The 19577-nt window shown below is 42.7% G+C and carries 22 protein-coding genes; 15 read left to right on the top strand and 7 right to left on the bottom strand.

What is annotated here, in order from left to right; genetic code table 11:
- Positions 1 to 29 precede the first annotated feature (29 nt).
- Entirely contained in the window at positions 30 to 245 is a 216-nt protein-coding gene (locus RMY64_RS17420; RefSeq protein WP_094348273.1) for a chlorophyll a/b-binding protein, read from the bottom strand.
- 186 nt (positions 246 to 431) lie between these two features.
- Between RMY64_RS17420 and thyX the strand changes: the two genes are divergently transcribed.
- From thyX to RMY64_RS17400, 4 genes are all read left to right on the top strand, one after another.
- Positions 432 to 1154, top strand: coding sequence for an FAD-dependent thymidylate synthase (thyX, locus tag RMY64_RS17415; protein ID WP_322685104.1), 723 nt, complete (start codon positions 432 to 434; stop codon positions 1152 to 1154).
- Positions 1155 to 1188: 34 nt separating this feature from the next.
- A complete protein-coding gene (locus RMY64_RS17410) occupies positions 1189 to 2094 on the top strand; it encodes an Rpn family recombination-promoting nuclease/putative transposase (protein ID WP_322700707.1) in 906 nt (301 codons plus the stop codon).
- 101 nt (positions 2095 to 2195) lie between these two features.
- Positions 2196 to 2600, top strand: coding sequence for a XisH family protein (locus RMY64_RS17405; protein WP_322700706.1), 405 nt, complete (start codon positions 2196 to 2198; stop codon positions 2598 to 2600).
- Positions 2588 to 2923, top strand: a complete 336-nt coding sequence (locus RMY64_RS17400) for a XisI protein (RefSeq protein ID WP_289798521.1) — start codon at positions 2588 to 2590, stop codon at positions 2921 to 2923. The genes RMY64_RS17405 and RMY64_RS17400 overlap by 13 nt, the downstream gene beginning before the upstream one ends.
- 99 nt (positions 2924 to 3022) lie before the next feature.
- Here the strand turns inward: RMY64_RS17400 and dcd are convergent, their stop codons facing one another.
- Together dcd and RMY64_RS17390 are read right to left on the bottom strand one after the other, a co-directional pair.
- Positions 3023 to 3592 (bottom strand): dCTP deaminase, encoded by a 570-nt coding sequence (gene dcd / locus RMY64_RS17395; RefSeq protein ID WP_322689834.1) that lies wholly within the window; start codon positions 3590 to 3592, stop codon positions 3023 to 3025.
- 86 nt (positions 3593 to 3678) lie between these two features.
- Positions 3679 to 4215 (bottom strand): P-loop NTPase family protein, encoded by a 537-nt coding sequence (locus tag RMY64_RS17390; RefSeq protein WP_322700705.1) that lies wholly within the window; start codon positions 4213 to 4215, stop codon positions 3679 to 3681.
- A gap of 344 nt (positions 4216 to 4559) precedes the next feature.
- On the opposite strand from RMY64_RS17390, the gene RMY64_RS17385 reads away from it, so the two are divergent.
- The 8 genes from RMY64_RS17385 (at position 4560) to rnhA (ending at position 10859) form a co-directional block, all read left to right on the top strand.
- On the top strand, positions 4560 to 5183 hold the full coding sequence (locus RMY64_RS17385) for an adenylate kinase family protein (protein WP_289798524.1): 624 nt from the start codon (positions 4560 to 4562) through the stop codon (positions 5181 to 5183).
- A 210-nt stretch (positions 5184 to 5393) separates the two neighbouring features.
- Positions 5394 to 6137 (top strand): ribonuclease PH, encoded by a 744-nt coding sequence (gene rph / locus RMY64_RS17380; RefSeq protein ID WP_322700704.1) that lies wholly within the window; start codon positions 5394 to 5396, stop codon positions 6135 to 6137.
- Positions 6138 to 6410: 273 nt separating this feature from the next.
- Positions 6411 to 7133 (top strand): 6-phosphogluconolactonase, encoded by a 723-nt coding sequence (gene pgl / locus RMY64_RS17375; protein ID WP_322673751.1) that lies wholly within the window; start codon positions 6411 to 6413, stop codon positions 7131 to 7133.
- Positions 7134 to 7418: 285 nt separating this feature from the next.
- The gene (locus RMY64_RS17370; RefSeq protein ID WP_322700703.1) at positions 7419 to 8300 is read left to right on the top strand and encodes an FHA domain-containing protein; all 882 of its coding nucleotides are present in this window, start codon (positions 7419 to 7421) and stop codon (positions 8298 to 8300) included.
- A gap of 78 nt (positions 8301 to 8378) precedes the next feature.
- Complete coding sequence (locus RMY64_RS17365) at positions 8379 to 8510, top strand: hypothetical protein (protein ID WP_322673753.1); 132 nt, start codon at positions 8379 to 8381, stop codon at positions 8508 to 8510.
- A gap of 133 nt (positions 8511 to 8643) precedes the next feature.
- On the top strand, positions 8644 to 9387 hold the full coding sequence (locus tag RMY64_RS17360) for a M50 family metallopeptidase (protein ID WP_322685113.1): 744 nt from the start codon (positions 8644 to 8646) through the stop codon (positions 9385 to 9387).
- A gap of 192 nt (positions 9388 to 9579) precedes the next feature.
- A complete protein-coding gene (locus tag RMY64_RS17355) occupies positions 9580 to 9834 on the top strand; it encodes a hypothetical protein (protein ID WP_322673755.1) in 255 nt (84 codons plus the stop codon).
- 116 nt (positions 9835 to 9950) lie between these two features.
- Complete coding sequence (rnhA, locus tag RMY64_RS17350; RefSeq protein ID WP_322700702.1) at positions 9951 to 10859, top strand: ribonuclease HI; 909 nt, start codon at positions 9951 to 9953, stop codon at positions 10857 to 10859.
- A 166-nt stretch (positions 10860 to 11025) separates the two neighbouring features.
- Here rnhA and cruG read toward each other — a convergent pair whose 3' ends face one another.
- A complete protein-coding gene (gene cruG, locus RMY64_RS17345; RefSeq protein ID WP_322700701.1) occupies positions 11026 to 12222 on the bottom strand; it encodes a 2'-O-glycosyltransferase CruG in 1197 nt (398 codons plus the stop codon).
- 307 nt (positions 12223 to 12529) lie between these two features.
- On the bottom strand, positions 12530 to 13438 hold the full coding sequence (gene cruF, locus RMY64_RS17340; protein WP_322700700.1) for a gamma-carotene 1'-hydroxylase CruF: 909 nt from the start codon (positions 13436 to 13438) through the stop codon (positions 12530 to 12532).
- 384 nt (positions 13439 to 13822) lie between these two features.
- Here cruF and RMY64_RS17335 point away from each other — a divergent pair, with 384 nt between their 5' ends.
- On the top strand, positions 13823 to 14269 hold the full coding sequence (locus tag RMY64_RS17335) for a hypothetical protein (RefSeq protein ID WP_322673759.1): 447 nt from the start codon (positions 13823 to 13825) through the stop codon (positions 14267 to 14269).
- A 150-nt stretch (positions 14270 to 14419) separates the two neighbouring features.
- On the opposite strand, the gene RMY64_RS17330 is transcribed toward RMY64_RS17335, so the two are convergent.
- Positions 14420 to 15193: an MlaE family lipid ABC transporter permease subunit gene (locus RMY64_RS17330; RefSeq protein WP_322682612.1), complete on the bottom strand. Its 774-nt coding sequence runs from the start codon at positions 15191 to 15193 to the stop codon at positions 14420 to 14422.
- A 241-nt stretch (positions 15194 to 15434) separates the two neighbouring features.
- Between RMY64_RS17330 and RMY64_RS17325 the strand changes: the two genes are divergently transcribed.
- Together RMY64_RS17325 and RMY64_RS17320 are read left to right on the top strand one after the other, a co-directional pair.
- A complete protein-coding gene (locus RMY64_RS17325; RefSeq protein WP_322700699.1) occupies positions 15435 to 15758 on the top strand; it encodes a hypothetical protein in 324 nt (107 codons plus the stop codon).
- Between the two features lie 648 nt (positions 15759 to 16406).
- Positions 16407 to 17834 (top strand): hypothetical protein, encoded by a 1428-nt coding sequence (locus tag RMY64_RS17320; RefSeq protein WP_322700698.1) that lies wholly within the window; start codon positions 16407 to 16409, stop codon positions 17832 to 17834.
- A 429-nt stretch (positions 17835 to 18263) separates the two neighbouring features.
- Here RMY64_RS17320 and RMY64_RS17315 read toward each other — a convergent pair whose 3' ends face one another.
- Positions 18264 to 19412 carry an alanine--glyoxylate aminotransferase family protein gene (locus RMY64_RS17315; RefSeq protein ID WP_322673762.1) on the bottom strand — a complete coding sequence of 383 codons (1149 nt, stop codon included), beginning with the start codon at positions 19410 to 19412 and terminating at the stop codon, positions 18264 to 18266.
- Positions 19413 to 19577: the final 165 nt, after the last annotated feature.

The following is a 19577-nucleotide window of genomic DNA, read 5'->3' as shown; positions in this document are numbered from 1 at the left end:
TTTGAGAGTTATGTTAAATAAATTAGTTTTTACAGACTTGCCAAAACACCAACAATACCGTGTCCTGTGAATACTTCTAATGCTATCAGAGAGACAAAACCAATCATTGCTAAACGACCGTTGAGCATTTCTGCATAAGGAGTGAAACCAGTGCGATCGCCTTGTTCATCTATATATACTTTTGGCTCGATCGCAAAGTTGTTCAGTTTGCCTTGGTCGTCAATTATAGCAGTGCTTGTACGCATGGGTTTTTCCCTGTCTTCTGTTTATGTAAATAACTGTAACAAAGTTATTAACATTTGTAAAGTATCTTCATCTAATCGAGTAGAAGTCCAAGCCAGAGAAGAGATATGATGATGAATCGAGTTCAAAGCCATGTCTAAGTACTCTATCTAAGCAATCCCAGTCACCAATCCATTCCCCAACAGCTAATGCATCGATTTCGAGTAGAAGTTATTGCCAAAACACCAAACCCGCAGCAGGTGATTTATGCTGCAATGCACCAGGATTATACTGATGGGTTTGTGTTTGATGAGCGCGACTCCTGGCCCTCGGAGTCACAAAGCGGCGAAGTAATTGTTAAGCGTCTTTTAGCAGGAGAGAGGGGACATTATGGGCCTTTAGAGCATCCCCAGATTGTTTTCAACTGTGGCTACTTTCCCCACAGTGTGATGCAGCAGGCGCGGACTCATCGCGTTTCTGTATCATTTGATGTACAATCTTTTAGGTACACAGGCAACCAATTTATTGACGTAGTAGAAGGCAAGAAAGACATAGAAGATGTTTTTTATCTACGACCCGTTGGTTATTACACTGATAGACAAGGTAAAAAGTATCACTATTCGCCAGAACAACGAACAGCAGATTTAGAGTGGTGTAAAGACGCAGCTAAACGATATAAAGCTGATTTTGAAGCGGGAATGTCTGAAGAACACGCTAGAGGCAAAGTGCCTTTTGATTATCGCCAGCATTTTGTAGTTAGTTTTAATTTAAGGTCTTTCTTGCATTTTTGTGACCTGAGAAATAAGAAAGATGCTCAACTAGAAATTCAAAAGTTGTGTGAAATGATGTGGCCTCATTTTGAAGATTGGGCACCTGCGATCGCACAATGGTATGAAAAACAGCGTCTAGGTAAAGCCAGGTTAGCACCTTAGATAATGGCTGAAAGTTGACACAATTTATTTTTTGATGAACAAAGCTGTCGATATTAGCACTAAAAAATTAATCAGCCTTGCACCAAATAATTGGGCAAAATGGGTAACAGGAATTCCCGACATTGTTACAGGCGAAATCTTAAATACAGAATTCCAATGGATTAGCCGACAAAGCGATGTTGTAATTCCGGCTGAAAGTCCCCAATACGGGAAATTTCTCATCCTCAATGAGTTACAATTACGCCACACATCAGAAATGCCGCGTCGGATGCGTGCTTATGCGGCTCTTGCGGAAGAGAAATATAAACTACAAACCTACCCTGTACTGATTAACATTCTCAAAATCAGCAACAGTGAAATACCTACAAGCTTTGCATCAAATTTTATCGGGTTAAGAGCAATTCAAGATTACCGTGTAATCAACCTTTGGGAAGTTGATGTAAATATTGCTTTTGAGACACCGTTACCGTCGTTGCTTCCCTTTGTACCAATTCTCAAAGGCGGAGAAAACGAGTCTACAATTAGGGAAGCATTGCGAATGTTGCGTGCTGACGAGCAATTAAATCAACTTGAGACAGTTCTGGCATTTTTTGCAACCTTTGTATTAGAAAGTACTTTAGTTCAGGAAATCATGAGGTGGGATATGACAGTCTTAAGAGAGTCACCTTGGTATCAAGAAATTTTACGTGAGGGACTAGCACGAGGACAAGCAGAAGGAGAAGCCAGAGGAGAAGCAAGAGGAGAAGCAAGAGGAGAAGCAAGAGGAGAAGTACGTGGAATAATCTCTAGCATCGAAACAAGTTTAGAGGCGAAATTTGGCAGCGATGGTTTGGAGTTGATGTCGCAGATTTCGCAAATTTCTGACTTAGGGCAATTGAAAGAGATTTTACGCAGAATTGTTGTAGCAAATACAATTCAAGAGTTACGGAATGTTTTGTAGGATAAAGCAAGCGATCGCACCAACTCCTGCCTGAGAGCTAGAATTATGATGAAAGTTTAAACTATAAAATTTTCGAGTTATTACACTTAAAATTTTCATGAATGTCTGCAAGAGATATTTTCCATAATTTAGTTAGATTGGCTTTGCAAAAAGATGGCTGGACAATTACACACGATTCACTGTCTATTGATTTAGCAGATGGACAATTGCAAATTGATCTGGGTGCAGAACGGTTAATCGCCGCCCAAAAACAAGACGAAAGAATTGCTGTAGAAATCAAGAGTTTTGTTGCTCCTTCTGCAATTTCCGAATTTCATACAGCTTTAGGACAATGTTTAAATTATCGACTAAAAGAACCAGAGCGAGTTCTCTATTTAGCAGTTCCGCTAGCAACTTATGAAAATTTTTTCTCACGGCAATTGCCACAACTGAGTATTCATGAATATCAATTGAAATTGCTAGTATTTGACCCGGAAAATGAGGTAATTGTACAATGGATAAACTAGCAAAGTATAGACAAATCATCCAGCAAGTTTTGACAATTCATGCTCAGATTAAACCTGCCTATGGTGAAATCGAACGACAAACTATTTTTGATGTGCAACAAAATCATTATCAAGTTGTGAATACGGGGTGGGAAAATCGTCGTCGAGTTTATGGCTGTTTAATTCATCTAGATATTCGAGATGGTAAGATTTGGATTCAGTATGATGGGACTGAGATTGGCGTGGCTAATGAATTAATAGAGTATGGTATTCCTAAGCAAGATATAGTGCTGGCTTATCAGCCTCCTTATATGCGAAAGCTGACAGAATTTGCAGTGGGATAAAGCAAGCGATCGCACTTTGATTTTTGGGTATGATTTAGAGCGATCGCACAATAGTAAGCAAAACAGGATCTAAGTAAGGCAAGATTAGTTCCTTGTTACTTAAACTTTAGCTAGAGTTACAATCTCTAACTGATCTTGATATTTACCCTGTCTAGCTTCATAACTAATAGCGCAGGGTTCGCCTTCTAAAAATAGCAATTGCACCACTCCTTCATGAGCGTAAATGCGACAGTCAGCGCTGGAAGAGTTGGAAAATTCTAAAGTTAAATGACCTCGCCATGCAGCTTCAGCAGGCGTTAGGTTCGCTATTATGCCACAACGTGCATACGTAGATTTTCCAATACAAATTACAGTAATATTCTCAGGAACCTCCAGTTTTTCTAGAGCAACCCCAAGTCCATAGGAATGAGCAGGTAAAATAAAATAACTGCCATTAGCATCGGTATGCAGTGCTGTTGGCTCCAGATTTTGAGGATTAAAGTTTTTGGGATCGACTACAGTTCCGGGAATGTGACGAAAAATACGGAACTCGGCCGAAGAAAGGCGTATATCGTAGCCATAAGAAGATAAACCGTAGCTGATTACATGTTTAACTACTACTGATTCATCTTTTTGCACTTTTCGGATTAAACTTGGCTCAAAGGGGGAAATTAGACCCTGTTGAGCCATTTCAGTAATCCAGATATCGTTTTTAATCACAACTTCACAGCTAATTCAAACGGAATTACTAGGATATCCTGAATTGAGTATTTTGTTTAAGGTCGATAACTCTGACGGATTTCTGTAATTTGATCTGCCACATCGAGAAGGGATTTCGGCATCTCTGGCCCTGTGAGAATAATATCGACGTGGGGAGGGCGTTTTGCCAAAAACGCTAAAACTTCTGTTTCAGAAATTAAACCAAAGTTAATCGCTAAACTTAACTCATCTAACACCACGAGAGAATACTTACTCTCACACACAACTTGTTGTGTATACTGCCACAGCTTTTGTAAGGCTTGATTTTCTGTATCGTCTAAATGTGGTGTATCGATACAACGAGGCAAATCACACCGAATCCAATCTAAATTTTGTCCTAATTGTATAGGTCGATCTTGTCCTTGGCGGATACCTCCTTTGAGAAACTGCACTATTAATACTGGCGTTCCTTGTCCAGCTATTCTCAGTGATTGAGCCATCACGCTCGTAAAAAAGTTGCGATGAGAGCTAGTGAAAACTTGCACTAGTCCTTCTACTGGATATGGTAAGGTAAGGGGTGAATTTATACTTGGAGTTTCTAGCTGGGCAACCATAGGGTAAAGTTCAAAAAATTACAATAAATTAAATGTTTGTGCTGGCGGTACTTATTACAACTCTGCCTGTATAATCTATCTGTTTTTCACAGGTATGGTGAATTTGGCAAATTGCATTCTTAGTCAAACACTACGTTTGTATTGAAGTCAAGAGTTATTTTGATTTAAATTTTCGTTTTTTCTCGGAAATGAGTTGTAAAAATGAAAACATAAAATTTTTAGTTCCAATTATTTAAAAAAGCTAGGCACAACGCCTAAAAATCGCTAAATGTTAAATTTGTCGGTTGTTTGGGCAAAACAGACTTAGCTAGTAGGGAATTTGACAGGATGAGGAGTAAATCGTTGTGAGATTGGTGATTCTGGGAGGTTCAGGATCGGGGAAAAGCACTCAAGCACAGAGGCTTTGCAGATACTTTGATATTCCTCTGATTTCCACAGGTGAGATTTTACGAGAAGCAATATCTGGCAATCAGCCCCTGCCGGAATTTCGATGGTTGGAAGCCGATCCCCGGACTTCTCTTTCGGTTTACGCTAGCTTGAGCGAACTTGGCTACCACGCACGGCCCTACATGCAAAAAGGGGAGTTAGTTCCAGACGAAACGATCGTTGAATTGATCCGAATTCGCCTCAGACAACCGGATATTAATTGCGATTGGGTGTTAGAAGGCTATCCCCGTACTGCCTTCCAAGCTGAAGAATTAGATTTTTTATTGGATGATTTAGGGCAAAAGCTAGATTGGGCAATTTATCTCCAAGTCCCGGAAGCAGTTATGGTTAGTCGATCCTTGGGGCGATCGCTACCAGATGACCAACCAGAAATCGTGCAGCGCCGTGTAGAATTATTCTACGATCGCACCATTCCCATCCTAGAATATTACGACCGTCGTCGTTGCCTGTTGACCATCAACGGCGACCAGTCACCAGAGATGGTACAGCAAAATATTTTAACTCTGCTTTCAGTTCCTTAGAAGAGGAAGGGGGCAGGGGGCAGGCAGGGGAGCAGGGGAAGCAAGGGGACAAGGGGACAAGGGGACAAGGGGACAAGGTGACAAAAGTTTAGAACTTACAACAAGTCTTTCCCCTTGTCCCCAATTCTCCTTGTCTCCAAGTCCTCTTTCCAATGCCCAATGACACTAAGGTAATCTTAAGGCAGTATTGTAAAACTTGAGGCAACTCCAATGGCTTGGCAGCGTCCTGACGGTCGTCTTGCTTACGAACTACGTCCGATTAGCTTTCACCCCAGTTTCACCCGCTTTGCCCCCGGTTCTGTTCTCGCAAGATGCGGTGATACTCAGGTACTTTGTACCGTTAGCGTTAATAAGGGAGTTCCGAAGTTTCTTGAAGGAACTGGTAAAGGCTGGTTAACTGCTGAGTACCGAATGTTACCATCTGCTACCCAAAAACGCCAAGAAAGGGAATTATTGAAATTATCTGGACGGACGCAAGAAATTCAACGTTTAATTGGACGTAGCTTACGCGCAGCAGTAGATTTTGAGGCACTGGGAGAACGCACGCTAACTGTAGATGCTGATGTGTTGCAAGCAGATGCCGGAACTCGAACAACAGCTATTACAGGCTCGTTTGTGGCGTTGGCTCATGCAATTTCTAAATTGTTGCAAGAAGGCGTGTTGGAGCGATCGCCTTTGTGTGGACAGGTAGCGGCAGTTTCCGTAGGATTACTGGATAAAGAGCCATTTTTGGATCTAAATTATATCGAAGATGTGGCTGCAACAGTAGATTTTAATGTGGTGATGAATCAACATCTGGGAATTATTGAAGTCCAAGGAACAGCCGAAGAAGGCAGCTTTAGCCGTACTCAGTTGAACCAACTGCTAGATGCTGCCCAAAAAGGAATTCAGGAATTGTTAATTGCCCAACGTGAAGCGATCGCTGATTGGGAAACATTGTTTAAGATTAATTAGTTTTATTAATTTTTAATAAGAATTAATAAACGTATCCTTTGTGGCGTAAATCAACAAAGTATCAAGTAACTGGATGTAAATAAAAATAATCATGAGAGTGGTTAGTAGTTAGTACGACTCACTACTGACGACTTACCGTTGAAGCTGATAAGGAGGGTCTAAATTTTTCAAGCTTACTCAATCCATGATGTTAAATGTTTCAAAAGTTAAAAAGGGGGATTGTAATAAGTTCGGTATTGTATTGCCAGAAGCCAGCAATATGATGATGAAGCCATGAACAAAACTGTTGAAGTTCTACCGGATCAGCCGGCGCTGGTTACACGAGCGCTAGAATTAATTCTGTCCAAGTTAGAAACTGCCATTGAGCAACGGGGGCAGTTTACTATCGCCTTATCTGGCGGCAGTACACCTAAACCGTTATACGAAGCGATCGCTACTCAAAAACTGCCTTGGGATAAAATTCATATATTCTGGGGAGATGAGCGTTACGTACCACCAGATCACCCCGATAGCAATGAACTGATGACGCGTCGTGCGTGGCTAGATCGTGTTGACATCCCAGCGGCTAACATTCACCCCGTACCAACTTTAGAAGCCAATCCAGAACTGGCTGCTGCCAAGTATGAACAACATCTCAAAAAATTTTTCGATTCTTCTGGGGTCGAGTTTCCCCCCTTGGATGTAGTATTACTAGGAATGGGTGATGATGCACATACTGCGTCTTTGTTTCCCCATACCGAGGCTCTTAAAGTACGCGATCGCCTTGTGACTGTGGGTAACAAAGACGGAAACCCCAGGATAAGTTTCACATACCCCTTCATTAACTCTGCTCGTAGCGTGATTTTTCTGGTTGCTGGTGCTAATAAACGACCAGCTTTAGCGCAAGTCTTTGCACCTGTAGCCGATGACTTCACTTACCCATCCCGTTTAATTCAGCCCCAAGGAGAACTTTGGTGGCTGCTGGATGCGGCAGCAGGTTTGGAACTTCAACACTAAACTTGGGAATTGGGCATGGGGCATTGGGCATTGGAAAGAGGACTTGGAGACAAGGAGAATTGGGGACAAGGGGAAAGACTTGTTGTAAGTTCTAAACTTTTGTCACCTTGTCACCTTGTCCCCTTGTCCCCTTGTCCCCTTGCTTCCCCTGCTCCCCTTCCCCGTGTAAGAGTGTCCAATTTATTGTTCAATAAGCAGTAATTGCTAGAATCTAAAGCTAGGGCCGCCCTCTGCTTGCCAGTCCTAACTATATTTATGATGATCTTGAACAAAGGCTAAATATCGATGATCGTCTGCCCTAATTGCAATCATCCCAACCCTGATGGCGCTGTCCAATGTGAAGCTTGTTATACACCATTACCTGCGACTACTAATTGTCCCAGTTGTGGGGCAACTGTGCAGGCAGATGCTGCATTCTGTGGTCAATGTGGCTATAACCTTCACTCCACAGGTGTTCCACACGTTCATCCCGCAGTAGCTACAACAGTTACTCCCGATATTCCCGTGGAAGTACCACCGTTAGTTCCACCCGATCCACTGTTAGAACTTTTACAACCAGATGCCTTGGGAGTGGGTGGTTCGACTAACTCTCATCCTCCCGAATCATCTTTACCACCAACAGAGATGGCAGTTCCCCCAGAACCTGTGCCACAGATACCTGTTGCAAAAAGCAGTCCTCCAGAGCCAGCGTCATCCGTTGTAGCTCAACCCGTAGTCTCTGGACAAAGTAGTATTCCGACTCCACCACCAGTGGAACCAGTACCAGCCTCCCAAGCCGAAGTACCCCCGCCAGCAGCACCAGCACCAACTGCAACTGCTGCCAGAACGCAATTGCAGCAGGTTACAGCGCGGTTACTCCACGTTCAAAGCGATCGCTTAATTGAATTGCCGCAAAATTTCTCTGTGATTCATATCGGCAAGCCTAATGACCGGATTCCTCCAGATATAGATGTTTCAGGATTTCCTAATTCCGAAATTGTCTCGCGGATTCATGCAGATATTCGTGTCGAAGGAGATGCCCATTATGTAGAGGATGTGGGAAGTTCTAATGGCACTTACATTAATAATTTGCCACTTTTACCAGGGAACCGTCATCGCTTGCGACCAGGCGATCGCATCAGCTTGGGTAAAGGAGACTTAATGACATTCCTGTTTCAACTTGCTTAACTGATTAGCACTCAATTGTGACATCCGGTCTAAGTATTTTCTGCCCATCCTCCGATATCTATTTTGGAGGATAAACACTTGAACCGTATCATACAAGCGACGGATGGCTATGTTGTTCTTGATAGCGCCATAGTTTACAGCCGTCGCTTTGAAGTGCGAATTGTTGCATTCCTCAGTAACCCTAATACCTCAATAATTACATTAGGATAGATGAAAATATACTGTCAATATTAAATTGAAGGAATAATCTATAATCTAAAACCCCAAATTGAATGCCCCATGAATTAATCGGGATAATCTTAATTCCAAAATCTAAAATCTAAAATCTAAAATTGAGTAACTTATGAGCAAATCAAATAAAAATTTTGAACCCTTGCTGACTAAAGAAGCCCCGTTAGTTGTTGAGCGTATGGGGCTAACCTGGCTAGTTGCAGCAGCGATCGCAACTGCTTTGTTGTGGCAAGTACCAGGAGGAGATTATATCTTATACCCATTTACAATTTTGGCAACTTGGTTTCATGAAATGGGTCACGGCTTAATGGCACTGCTATTAGGGGGACAGTTTCAGAAGTTGCAGATTTTTAGCAATGGTTCTGGTGTCGCAACTTATGGTCTCCGGTCGTCATTGGGGCCAATTGGCCCAGCAATCATCGCCGCAGCTGGGCCAATGGGGCCGCCTCTTGCCGGTGCAGCTTTGATTCTGGCTTCCCGCAGTTTTACAGCAGCAACCCTGTGTTTAAAAATTTTAGGCAGTTTTTTGCTGTTGTCCACATTAATTTGGGTGCGTTCCTGGTTTGGATTGGTTGCAATTCCCTTACTAGGTTTAATAATCTTGGGTATTTCCCTGAAAGCACCTCGCTGGGCGCAAGGGTTTGTCATTCAATTTCTGGGCGTACAAGCTTGTGTAAGTACGTACCATCAACTTGATTATCTATTTAGTAGTTCTGCTGGCCCCCTTGGAATTTCTGATACAGGGCAAATGCAGCGATATTTGCTTTTACCTTACTGGTTTTGGGGCGGGTTAATGGCGATCGCATCTCTGGTGATTTTAATCCAAAGTCTCCGCGTTGCTTATCGTTCGGAGTAACGAGTTAGAAGCACCATCAAAAGGCGATTGAATCTTTAACTCAAAGAATTACCGAACATCAAGAACATATTAGACTGGAATCAGAAAAGAGTTTTGCTGACGAAGGTCTAATTAAGCATTTGGAAAAAGAGATTCGTGCTTTTGACAAGGCAATCCAACAAGCACGTAAAAGATTGGGACAATAACTAAAATATGCAGATTAGCGATCGCCCTCTTGCAGTCACCAATTCAACCTTCAGTACCTTAATTGCTGAATTAGGTACAGAATGCCTAAAAGTACAAGCCTTGATTAACCAGTTACAGTTAACTAGTTTAACTGCTAACCAACAAGCTGAAATTCTAGCAGAACTCCTAGCTGCTGCGGTTCATCTGTATAATCATTGTGACGAAGATTTTCAGACGCTAATTACTGAAGAAATGGAAAATTTGCCTGATGATGAGGATTAAAGAAGAATTCCGAAGTTAGGAGTCAGAATTAAGAGTTTTTATCAGTATAATAGCCTGGATATTGTTAAAAAATTCGCCGCTAATAACTTTTGCCTTCGCGGTTCGAGACTCTAAACATGTCCACCCAACCCATAATTCAAAGTATATACACTGATGGTGCTTGCACCGGTAATCCTGGCCCTGGCGGTTGGGGTGTTGTCGTCTACTTCAGCGATGGCTCAATCCACGAAATGGGCGATGCATCCCCTCATACCACTAATAATAAAATGGAGATGCAAGCTGCGATCGCCGCCCTTCAATTTCTGCAAACATCTCAACAAGCCCAACCCATCACCCTTCATACCGATAGCGAATACCTGATTAACTGTGTTACCAAGTGGGTGAAAGGCTGGAAAAACAAAGGCTGGAAAAAGTCAGATGGTAAACCCGTCCAAAACCAAGACCTTTTAGAAACCTTAGATGAACTCAATACCCAACAAGTAAAATGGCAATACGTTCGGGGACATTCTGGTAACATAGGTAACGAACGTTGTGATGCGATCGCTCGCAGTTATGCCAGTGGCAAAATCCCTTCGCTACAACAATTATCTTTCACAAATTTTCATAAATCTTTACCTTCCCAAAATCAACTAAATGTAGCAAAAGTAGCTGATTATGAAAAAAACTCTCGAATAATTAACCAAAATCCCCAACAAATCAGTACTTTTGCACCAGAAATAACCTTTATGGAACCATTAACTGGGCCAACTGCGGCCGTGACCAATGAAAAACCGCCAGAAATGAGGGTTTCGCAACTCCGCAGCTTGGTCGAAACTCTGCGTATAGCTGACGAAATTTCTGAAAAAGGCTACTTAATCACCAGTTCTGAGTTAGCAGACTTGATGGATGTCCACGCCAGCGCTGTCACCAGTCGTGGAGATCAATGGCGCTGGCGAAATTGGATAGTGTCACGGGTACGCCGTGAAGGAAATCAAATTCTTTGGGAATTGGAACGCGGGGATCAAGTAGGAGGTGAAGAGGAGTAGGGAGTGAGCAGGGGAAGCAGGGGAAGCAAGGGGACAAGGGGACAAGGGGACAAGGTGACAAGGTGACAAAAGTTTAGAACTTACAACAAGTCTTTCCCCTTGTCCCCAATTCTCCTTGTCTCCAAGTCCTCTTTCCAATGCCCAACGCCCAATGCCCAATGCCCCACTATATATACTTGCGTCCTCGCCACTCGCGCGGGGTATGGAATGCAGATAAAAAGATTCGTAGCACAGCTAAGGGATCGGCCAAAGGGGAAAGCCAGAATAACCAGCTACCTTTAGCGTTGGTGCGATCGTAAGAAGGTGCGATCGCTATTAGCATCGCAAAGCGAATCACCAACAGGAATGAATTCAGTCCCAGCAGTAGGAATGGGGGGATGGGCGAATATGAGACTGTGGGAGAAATCAACAAAAAAGTCAGGACAATTAAAAAGGGTAGACCTTGAACAGATGCGAGTAGCCATAAATCTCCCCACAACTGAGAGCGAGAAGTTGCATCTTTGAGATCGAGACTCCGCCCCCATTCTTTCCACGTCTCCATCGCCCCTTCATACATACGTACCTTTAATACCTTTGCGCCATCTAAAAAGCCGACCTTATAACCTTGGATAGCAATATTGCGTGCCAACGTGACATCATCACAAAAAGAACTCTTCGCACTGCTATAACCACCTACAGCAGCTAAAACGGAACGACGACACAAAAAACACTGCCCATTTGCCATTACCCGTTCTGGTTGGTCTGTATTGATCCCCGCTGGATCAAATCGGTAAAGCAAAGTCATCAACAAAGCCGGTTGTAGCCAGCACTCCCCAGGATATTTGAGGATGAATTGGGGTGAAAGAGAAACCAAATCGTAGCCCTGTGCTTCGGCCGTCTTTAACAACCCAGCAACTAAACCAGGATGCGGTTGGATATCAGCATCCAGCCCCAAGAACCACTGACTAGCCTCTGAACTATATAGAAAACCGTTATGTAACGCCCAAGGACGCCCCACCCAACCAGAGGGTAAGGGATCATCTGTCATCAGGCGAAAGCGCGGATCTTTCTGCTGTGAGGCTTTAACTAAATCGGGGGTGCCATCACTGGATTTACTGTCTACAACCATAATTTCCCGAACTTCATAGCTTTGCTGACTTAAACCAGCCAACAGAGGGCTAATGCGAAGCGCCTCGTTCAGTGTGGGAACAACGACGCTAACCTTACCCAAAAGCTCAGGTGTCGGTTGTTGGGGTTTTATTGGAGGATGGCGTCTTGGCCCTTTTAATAGGCGCGAAAACAGAATCGCCGTTGCTGGTACTTGGATAAGTAGCAATAAAAGAGAGATAGCGCTTTCTGCTATCAAAGCGTTGTCATTAGTCATTAGTCATTAGTCATTAGTCATTAGTCATTAGTCATTGGGCATTGGAAAGAGGACTTGGAGACAAGGAGAATTGGGGACAAGGGGAAAGACTTGTTGTAAGTTCTAAACTTTTGTCACCTTGTCACCAGTCATTAGTCATTGGGCATTGGAAAGAGGACTTGGAGACAAGGAGAATTGGGGACAAGGGGAAAGACTTGTTGTAAGTTCTAAACTTTTGTCACCTTGTCACCTTGTCCCCTTGTCCCCTTGCTTCCCCTGCTTCCCCTGCCCCCCTGCCCCTCTACTCCCCACTCCCTAACTTCTAGACTTATTTCAAGGCAACTTCAACCTTTGCTACTGATACTTCTTTGGTTACTGGTTCAACAGTAACTTGAGCAGGTGTGGTTGAACTCCTTGACCACAGCACCATAGCCGGAATTATACCTAGCAATAAGCCAAGTAACACAGGGATAAAGAATCCAGCGGCCAAACTGAGTCCAGCGGCGAATGCAAAGTTAGTTAAATAAACGACTAAAGGCAGATTTAGTTGCGATCGCTCTAATTTAATCGAGGTATTTCGCCACAATAATCCTGCCACACTCATAAACAGGGCGCTAGTACCAAACCAACCTACATAGTTCTGGTAAGGTGTTCCAAAGAAAGCTCCTGGTTGTTCCCAATACCAGAAAGGCAGAGAAGTTTGACTCATAGCCGGTTCAAGGGCAAAGTCCCAGCAAGTGAAGAGCAAAGCACCAACGGCTATCGCAGCAATATGGCGACCCCAACTGGGTTTTTGAGCCACTTTCAAACCAGTTCTCGCAATTAAGTAAGACGACAGCCCAACATAAAACCAAGATAAAGGAATTGTGAAAGGAACTAGCCCCGCAATCTTATAACCCAAACCACTCAAGTAGCTATAATCACCAAATGGAAACCCTGTACTAGTTCCCAGTAGTTCACTCCCCAAAGAGATAAACATAGCTGGTAGCATAAATGCTAGCCAAGTTCCTAATCCCAAAGTCCGGTAGGCATAAATAGAGACAGCTACTGTCCCTAAGATGATATCAACTACACCGCCGCCAGCCATACTTAACTGTACGGCAGTTTCTCCTACCTGTGATAAGTTGAAAATTATCTCAGCATTAGGTACTACCAGTAGCATCCCTACCAGTCCAAAGGCTTTTGACGCGATATGACCAATGAGGCATACGCGTTCAGCAATAATAAGTTGTTTCATGATAATTCCTTAACAAGATGTGACACGCGGCTACTCGGCTGCTAACAGTTTACAAATCTTTAACTACTTTGTACCGCAATTCTCGACAAACTTGTTTAGCTTTCTTGTGAATAGCATAAAAGTCTATTGATTGAAGTTATAAAATATGATGCTAAACCTACTAGTTTAAGCCATATATTCAAAATCTACATAATTTTATCTGTAAGAACTTCTGGTTTCTTATCTCACTAATACCCGTATCGGAAAAAACTCCTTTGATACTGGGATATGCTTAAGGAAGGACAATTATCATAAACTAAGCAAATCCTCAAGCAAAATAAAGTCTTGAGTTAGTAAACTTATTTATGCGATAAGACCTTAACCCTGTACTAAAAATATAAACCCATGTCAATTTTGAAAAGAGTTCCTTGGGTGTCCCTAGCACTAGTACTGCTGAGTTACAGTACTTTGGGCTGGGTAATATCAGAAACACGTGCTCCTATATTTGTGTGGGTGGCAACTGTAATTGCTATCTTGCTTTTAATCATAACGTTGACCGCTCCTTGGCCAAGGATGACATATTACTACAGTATTTTCCTGCAATCAAATACCAGGGCTTTTGCTGTTGCCGTCTTAGCAGCGTTCTTATTCTTTATTATGATTGCCTGGTTTCGGATATTTCTTGATACTTTACTCATCATTTCAGCGACTATATTAGTCAGGATAGACTTTCAAAGAGCTGGTCTTAAGGAAGGGTTAGCTTTTTCGACTGCCTCGATCTTTTCATTGGGAGGTTTAGCTTTGGGTGCGCTAATTTACAAGTTCATATATTCCCAAATTCTGTTAACGTGATGAAGTATACCCGAAAAAGCAAGCTATGCCTGGGTTGGGTTACGCCAATCCTTTAGAAGCAGTATTATTTCCCTACAATTTCCTTTGTAGCTCAAATTCCCGACTTTTTAATAAGTTGGGAATTTTGTTTTGTTCAATACTTAGTTGGGTTCAAAATGCAGGCTGTTCAAACAGCAGTAGAGATAGGAAAAAATCCATAATAAAAATGGATACCCAACTAGTAACAACTGCTTTTGTTGCCGATTCCCCTACTTCCTTTGCTCCCCCTTTCGTAGTTAAACCCCAACTACAGCCAATGACAGCAACCAGCACTCCAAAAATAAACCCTTTTAGCAAAATAATAAACAAATCTGACGGTTCTAAAAAATTTCTGACTGATTCTAAAAATGTTTCGGGAATAATTTGGTAAAACTTTGATGCGGCAAAAACTCCACCAGTGATGCCTGTAACTAAAGCCAAAATCGTCATCAAAGGCACCATCAAACAACAAGCAATTACTCTAGGAAGTACTAAATAATCAATTGGATCGGTTTTGAGCATATAAAGTGCATCAATTTGTTCGGTGACTCGCATTGCACCTATTTCCGCTGCAAAAGCAGAACCTACTTGTCCCGCCATAATACTAGCGGTCAAAATTGGAGCTAATTCTCTACAAAAAGCTAAGGCAAAAGCACCTCCCACTGCATCAACAGCGCCAAATCGCACTAATTCTCTCGCTGTTTGAATAGTAAAAATCATTCCGGCAAAACCGCTGACAAGGAGAACTGGAGAGATAGAACCTGGCCCAGCGGTAACAAGATGTTGCAAAATCTTGCGATAGTAGGTTTTCCCTTGGAGTAAATGTAGCCACACTTGACCAAAGAGCAGTATTGCTGCAAAACAGCGTGTAATCCCAGATTGCTCAAATTTTGTTTTTGGTTGCAATTTTATCGTCCTTACGACTGACTTTTTTTGCACATTTGTTGTTATATCAATTTTCCAAAATCAGACTACAGATACAAATGGTGGGAACCCAGCCAGATGTAATCTGACTTTCTCAATTAACTCATGCTTTGTGTGCTATGGAGTTGTAATCTCTGGTCTGTCAAACTAGGAAAAGTAATTGAATCAACTCAAAGGGTCGAAAAATTTAATAATATTTCCAAATAATGTTAAACAATTTTTTATGAGCAGGATTAAATACATAATATTTATATTGCTATTAATACTACCTTTCTCCGTGGTATATCCAGCTTTTGCATCTGTATGCCGTAATTACGCTGTCTACGACGGTCTACGCCACCAGATTTGCATTCTCAGTATCAGCCGAAGTGCCAAAAATTATTGGGAATACAAGGCAATTGTTAGCGTAGATGGCATAAAAAGACCTACAGAGGTTTACAATTGTCGCGAACGAGTCAAGGTTCAACAAGCTGGGACTATTTTGCCCTTTGAGCAAAAAGGCCCTGGTGAGATGATATGCAGCTTTTTTAATTCTTCTCGGCGGTAAACACTCGCCAGATAATGAAGACGGTAAAACCTAGATAGGTGAATACTGTTAACCATTCTTGCCAGCTACCAAATGCATTGTTCATTAGCAAAAGCCGGAAAATTAATATTTATCAATCCTACACGCTGATGCTACCAGTAGGTTGCTGTATGTTAGGAGATCAAAGAAGACTAGTCAAAAATTCTTAGCTAATTTTCCGGAATGGGTAACAATGGCGTGGTAGTAAATATCAGAGCATCGATATTATACTGAACCTCTATAACTAACCTTCGGGGAATATATCCCCATTGTTTTCCCTCAAGAACCCGGTCTTAACGATCGGGTTTTTGGTGTTTATACCAAGTTAACGTGAGTTCGACAAGCCCTTTTTTAACCTCTCTCCCAACCTCTCTTGGACACGGAGAGGGGAGCCAAAACCCTAATTTCTCGTTGCTCCTCCCTTTCCCCGTGGGAGAGGTAGGTTGTTCGGGAAAGATTCATCGAACTCACGTTAAGTTACAGTCGAGCAAGTTAGGGACACGATGCCTACAGCTGGCTACGCCAACGCAGCACTTCTCTCAATTGCCTGGGTATCAAATAAAACTATTGTCAAGAAACTTTTAAGAGATTTTATTGGTCTGGTTCTCCAAATTCTGCAAAAATCAACCAATGTCATCTTCTGCTCAAGGTATTCCCGGATTACCCGATTTGACGCATCCAGTTGAGCTTGTTCAATTTGGAACCCAGGCGCTCAAAGCTTCACTGTTATTAGTATTTTTGATTGTAGCTTTGGGAGTTGCGATCGCACTCATCAGTTTTTCTCTGCGTCGCAGCCAGCCGGAACAATTTATATTCATTGGCGAATGGGCTGTGCGTTATTCCCAACTACTGCGAGGATTACAGCATTTAACTCTAGTATTAGTCTTGTTAGTACCGGGATTTTTTCTCTGTTCGACTTTGAGCAATCGCTATCACTACTGGGAACAAACAAAGGTGGCTCAAGTGGCCCAAAGTGTCGCAGGTGAAAAGCTCGAACAATTTGCACCTCAAGTTCGCTACTCTATCCAGGAGCCATACTCCTATAACACTCAAGTTAATGGCAAAATTGTCAAGGTAAATGAGACACGACAAATCAACCGCTTCTTAACGTTGGCTGGTTCGCAAATACAAGTCAAGCTTGACCAAAGTGTAGATGTTCCAGGCCGCAGTTCAATTTATCAGGTAAATTACACTGCTGATTATAAAGTAGTTAACCAACTCAAGGATATTAATAATTTTTTCTTTGAAACACCGCCACCTAACGGCTACACACTGCTTGCTAGCTACAAAGTTGAGCGTGACGGTACTAGGTTACAACAAACCAATCCGGGAGACTATGGCTTTCCCTTCCAGCTGCAACCGGAAGAAGAAACCACCTTTCGAGTTACTTATCAGGCTCAAGGCGGGCCGCGTTGGGTTTATAGTGCAACGGGACAGTTGCTTTCTAATTTTCGCCTCACAGCAATTGCCAACTTTGCTCCGGCTGATTTTGCTAGTGGTGTTGTACCGAATGAGATTAAAGTTAACGGACGCAGTACTCAGTTTACTTGGATATTTGACGATAATGTTTCAGTCAAAAATCCCTTTGGAGTCTTTACCAACACCGAACCCATTCGTCATACTGGCATCATTCCCCGGCTTTTATTGCTAGCCCCGGCAATATTTTTGTGGTGGATATTATTGTTATATTTGTCACTGCCAATGAGTTTTAGAAATATTGCGATCGCTGCTAGTATTTTCTTTGCTTGTCTGTTAACTTTGACCTATCTAGCTCGCATTATCAATGCTCAGTTGGCTTGGACTTTAATTTCCATCATTTTACTAATTTTAACATGGGGATTGGGAGCTAGCCGCAGTGCTTCCCTGGCTGCGATCGTCGCCACTATTGCTGGAGCAGTGCTACCGATTTTTGGATTATTAATACCGTTTAGCGGACTAACCCTTAGTTTGGCGGGTTTGCTTTCAGCGATTTGGCTAGCAGTTCGTCACTGGTATGGCTGGTACAGTTTGCACCCAGAAGATCAAAGATTGCAGACTCAGAAAAATGCTAAAGATTAGATAATTCCGCTATGATTAGCGAAGTTTTAGCGTCGGGCATTTATGGATAACGATTTACTCGCTTTCTTTGCGGCGGCTGGGTTACTCATTGTATATCTTATCTTCTCAGCTTTAACTGAAATGGGGACTAAATTGCCTTGGAAGAAATAAGCTGATGGGCTAAAAAGTTTACACTTTTAAACCTTATTGGGCTTGGAAAAAAAAGTAACCATCATTTAGGCTTAGGTAATATATTGATTGTTCGAGGAGTGCCAAATGCGCGATCCAGAGAAGAACCAGATTAAAGTCGAGCCGGCAACTCTGGTTTTGATTGTATCTGTTTTAATACTTTTGCCTCTGCTGGTTGTTGGTTTTTTCTCGCAGTGAAGTTAGCCCGATGCTCTTTTTCTCAGGTGCGTTAAGCTACTGTTAACGCACCATATATCAAAACTACTTAGGCAAAACCTGCCGCAGTGCGGCTAAAAGTTGGTCAACACTTTCCTTTCGACTATTAAAGCCCATCAATCCCACGCGCCAAACTTTACCTGCGAGTTCGCCAAGACCACCGCCAATTTCAATATTATGTTCATTGAGTAACTGCTGTGCGATCGCTTTACCATCTACCCCGGCTGGAATGCGGACAGTGGTAAGCGTTGGTAATCTATACTCTTGCTCAACGTGCATACTCAGTCCTAAATTCTCTAAACCTTCCCAGAGATATTCTACGTTCTTTTGATGCCGCTGCCAGGAATTTGCTAATCCCTCTTCTGCAAGCAAACGTAGTGCTTCCCGTAATGCATAGTATAAATTAATCGGTGCTGTGTGGTGATAGGTGCGTTCAGCACCCCAATACTTACCCAGCAACAACATATCTAAATACCAGTTTGCAACTTTCGTTTGCCGCTGTTGCAATTTCTCAACTGCACGCGCACTCATTGTAAAAGGAGAAGCACCAGGCGGGCAACCTAACCCTTTTTGGCTACAACTATAGGCTAAGTCAACTCCCCAAGCATCCAAAAACAAGGGGACGCCGCCCAAACTTGTCACCGTATCCACTAATAATAAAGTGCCAAATTCACGACACAAATCAGCGACCCCTTCCAAGGGTTGACGTGCGCCGGTGGAAGTTTCAGCATGAACTAAAGCTAAGATAGTTGGACGATGAGTTTTTAAGGCAGTTTGAAGTTCCTCCAAGTTGAAGACTTGTCCCCAAGGTTTGGTAATGGTTCGCACATCAGCGCCATAACGTCCAGCCATATCCACAAGGCGATTACCAAAGTAACCAGCTACACCGATTAAAACTACATCACCGGGTTCTACAGCATTGGCAATGGTTGCTTCCATTGCAGCTGTTCCCGTACCGCTGACTGCAATGGTAAGTGAGTTTTCTGTTTGCCATACGTAGCGTAGCAACGACTGAATTTCATCCATGAGTGCGAGAAAAGTTGGGTCAAGATGCCCAACGGGTGAAGTATTCATCGCTTGGAGAACTGTGGGATGGGCATTAGATGGCCCTGGCCCCAACAGCAGACGGGATGGGATTTCTAGCGGCGTGAGTTGCAAGCGCCCAGAGTCGTTAATTGAAATTGTTTGCGTCATAAATCTCTTTTCATTTAGACGATACTTACCGGATCATATAGGAATCCGATTTGATTCCTGAACTTACTTGTGTAGGGAGGGAACAGGAAATCTGGGAATAGGGCATTGCAGAACAGTGGTATGAATTGAGGCAAGCAGGGGAAACTAAGGGAAAATTTGGACGTT

Origin of the sequence: Nostoc sp. DedQUE08 (genome assembly GCF_034530895.1) — a bacterium.
In the GTDB taxonomy this organism is placed as follows: Bacteria; Cyanobacteriota; Cyanobacteriia; order Cyanobacteriales; family Nostocaceae; genus Nostoc.
The sequence above is the reverse complement of the archived record's forward strand: the minus strand, read 5'-3'. Positions and strand labels throughout refer to the sequence as shown.

Excerpts from the sequence above, each read along its gene's own strand:
- rph (WP_322700704.1), top strand. The coding sequence starts at position 5,394 with ATGGCTTGGCAGCGTCCTGACGGTCGTCTTGCTTACGAACTACGTCCG.
- RMY64_RS17325 (WP_322700699.1), top strand. The coding sequence starts at position 15,435 with ATGAGCAGGATTAAATACATAATATTTATATTGCTATTAATACTACCT.
- thyX (WP_322685104.1), top strand. The coding sequence starts at position 432 with ATGCATCGATTTCGAGTAGAAGTTATTGCCAAAACACCAAACCCGCAG.
- cruG (WP_322700701.1), bottom strand. The coding sequence starts at position 12,222 with ATGACTAATGACAACGCTTTGATAGCAGAAAGCGCTATCTCTCTTTTA.
- RMY64_RS17370 (WP_322700703.1), top strand. The coding sequence starts at position 7,419 with ATGATCGTCTGCCCTAATTGCAATCATCCCAACCCTGATGGCGCTGTC.
- RMY64_RS17355 (WP_322673755.1), top strand. The coding sequence starts at position 9,580 with ATGCAGATTAGCGATCGCCCTCTTGCAGTCACCAATTCAACCTTCAGT.
- RMY64_RS17390 (WP_322700705.1), bottom strand. The coding sequence starts at position 4,215 with ATGGTTGCCCAGCTAGAAACTCCAAGTATAAATTCACCCCTTACCTTA.
- RMY64_RS17410 (WP_322700707.1), top strand. The coding sequence starts at position 1,189 with ATGAACAAAGCTGTCGATATTAGCACTAAAAAATTAATCAGCCTTGCA.
- RMY64_RS17320 (WP_322700698.1), top strand. The coding sequence starts at position 16,407 with ATGTCATCTTCTGCTCAAGGTATTCCCGGATTACCCGATTTGACGCAT.
- RMY64_RS17420 (WP_094348273.1), bottom strand. The coding sequence starts at position 245 with ATGCGTACAAGCACTGCTATAATTGACGACCAAGGCAAACTGAACAAC.
- rnhA (WP_322700702.1), top strand. The coding sequence starts at position 9,951 with ATGTCCACCCAACCCATAATTCAAAGTATATACACTGATGGTGCTTGC.
- cruF (WP_322700700.1), bottom strand. The coding sequence starts at position 13,438 with ATGAAACAACTTATTATTGCTGAACGCGTATGCCTCATTGGTCATATC.
- RMY64_RS17360 (WP_322685113.1), top strand. The coding sequence starts at position 8,644 with ATGAGCAAATCAAATAAAAATTTTGAACCCTTGCTGACTAAAGAAGCC.
- RMY64_RS17405 (WP_322700706.1), top strand. The coding sequence starts at position 2,196 with ATGTCTGCAAGAGATATTTTCCATAATTTAGTTAGATTGGCTTTGCAA.
- RMY64_RS17400 (WP_289798521.1), top strand. The coding sequence starts at position 2,588 with ATGGATAAACTAGCAAAGTATAGACAAATCATCCAGCAAGTTTTGACA.
- RMY64_RS17315 (WP_322673762.1), bottom strand. The coding sequence starts at position 19,412 with ATGACGCAAACAATTTCAATTAACGACTCTGGGCGCTTGCAACTCACG.
- pgl (WP_322673751.1), top strand. The coding sequence starts at position 6,411 with ATGAACAAAACTGTTGAAGTTCTACCGGATCAGCCGGCGCTGGTTACA.
- dcd (WP_322689834.1), bottom strand. The coding sequence starts at position 3,592 with ATGGCTCAACAGGGTCTAATTTCCCCCTTTGAGCCAAGTTTAATCCGA.
- RMY64_RS17335 (WP_322673759.1), top strand. The coding sequence starts at position 13,823 with ATGTCAATTTTGAAAAGAGTTCCTTGGGTGTCCCTAGCACTAGTACTG.